The following is a 1,750-nucleotide window of genomic DNA, read 5'->3' as shown; positions in this document are numbered from 1 at the left end:
ATAGCCTGTCAGTTCGTCTACCGTTTTGTACTCAAAAAACAGCGTTTTGGGCAACGGGCCAAATGTTTTTTCCAACTCGTTCGTCAGCTTCATCACCATGACCGAGTCGATGCCGTATTTCATAAATTCGGCGTCCGCTTCAATTTGTCCGGCGGGAATCTTGAGCCCGGCTGAGAGCAGCGTTTTCAAATAGTCAATCGCTTTCCTGCGAAGCTGGTCCGCTCCGCTCTCCTGTACGAATTTTTCTTCCGTGGCAACCACTTTCTTTGTCCCGTCATCCGGATGAATCGGCTGAATCTGCAGTTTCGACCGGATCTCCCCGAATCTGCGGCGCTCTCCGGCAATCACCATGACCTGTGGCTCTCCTGATGCAAAACCTTCATAAAAGGCGCGGATGCCCCGCCAAGTCTCCAGCGCGGCCAGTCCCGTGCTCTCCTGCATGATTTGCTCCGTTTCAGGATCAAGGCGCATGCCGCCGTCACGCCACAAGGGCCAGTTGAAGGAGATCGTGCGCCCGTGCCGTTCATTTCGTTCGACAAGGGCCTGGCGATATCGGGCATAAGCATCCATAAAGGCGCTTCCGCACGCATAATCAGCCTGTCCTGCATTGCCCAAGGTGCCCGCCAGTGAGGAGAAAATGATAAAAAAGTCGAGATGGATCTCTCTGCTGGCCAGATCGAGGTTGACCAGTCCCACCGTTTTCGGGGCTGTCACCGCCAAAAATTGATCGTCCGTCTTTTTGATGATAAAGTTGTCGCGAATGATTCCGGCACTGTGAATAATCCCATTAAGTTGCTTAAATTCCCGGAGGATTTGATCCATCAGTTTTTCCACAGCCGAACGATCGGTGACATCCACCTGCCGATAAAACACCCGTGCCCCCAGTTGTTCCAATTCTTTGATCTGTGCCCGCTTGCGTTCATCCAGGCGGGATCGTCCCGTCAGAATCAGCGTGCTTTGCGCTGTACGGGAGGCGATTTCCCTGGCAAAAAGAAGTCCCAAACCGCCGGCACCACCCGTAATCAGGAAAACCCCGCCCTCTTTCCACGGAAGATCGGATTTTGGCAGGTCCGCTTTTATTTCGCGCCAAGCGGCCGTATATCGTTTGCCGTCCTGATACCGGATCCGGTCGGTTTCGCGGCAGGCTGCGTTTTCCTTTAGCTTTCGCGCGATCTCTTCCTCCGTTTCCTCTGCTTCGACCGCGATCAACTGCCCGATGATCCGGGGATTTTCCAGATGCGCTGTCTGAATGATCCCCTGAAGCCCGGCCCAAAGTTGCTCTTCTCCTTGATCCGGAACAACGATCTGGATCAGAACGCTGCCCGGATGCCCGGTTTTCATGATTCGCTGTATTTCTGCAAACAATTGCAGGGCATGATTTTGGAACTGCTCTCCGCTATGGCTGTTATCAACCGGCAGCGCAAGACATCGTCCCCCCTGAAGGAATGATTCCACCTTTGTCGGGGAAACACTGTCCATCCCGCAAAGAAGCACCAGTTGGTCAGCAAAAGAACCCGCAGTTGCCGTTTTCTCCGCCGATTGTTCGCGCCAGTCAGCGCGGAGCAGCACATGTTCCGTTTTCGCACGGCCGGCTTCCTGCAACCATTCACCCGACACCGCCCGGGTGGCCAGACCCCGTATTCGCAGGCAGATCCGGCCGGTTTCGTCGCACAGATCGACGGACAACTTCCCGCCGGTTTCCTGATGAACCCGTGCCCACATCGCCGGGCCGGTTTTGCCGTAGATCTCC

The 1,750-nt window shown here is 55.0% G+C and carries 1 protein-coding gene; it reads right to left on the bottom strand.

The window, feature by feature from the left end; genetic code table 11:
- The coding region (locus I8U19_RS17070; protein WP_198056620.1) for an SDR family NAD(P)-dependent oxidoreductase at positions 1-1,750 on the bottom strand (1,750 nt) is incomplete at both ends.

The sequence above is a fragment of the Thermoactinomyces sp. CICC 10523 genome (assembly GCF_016055105.1).
GTDB classification, from domain to species: domain Bacteria; phylum Bacillota; class Bacilli; order Thermoactinomycetales; family Thermoactinomycetaceae; genus Thermoactinomyces_A; species Thermoactinomyces_A daqus.
Note: the sequence above shows the minus strand (reverse complement) of the source record. Positions and strands in the feature narration are given on the sequence as shown.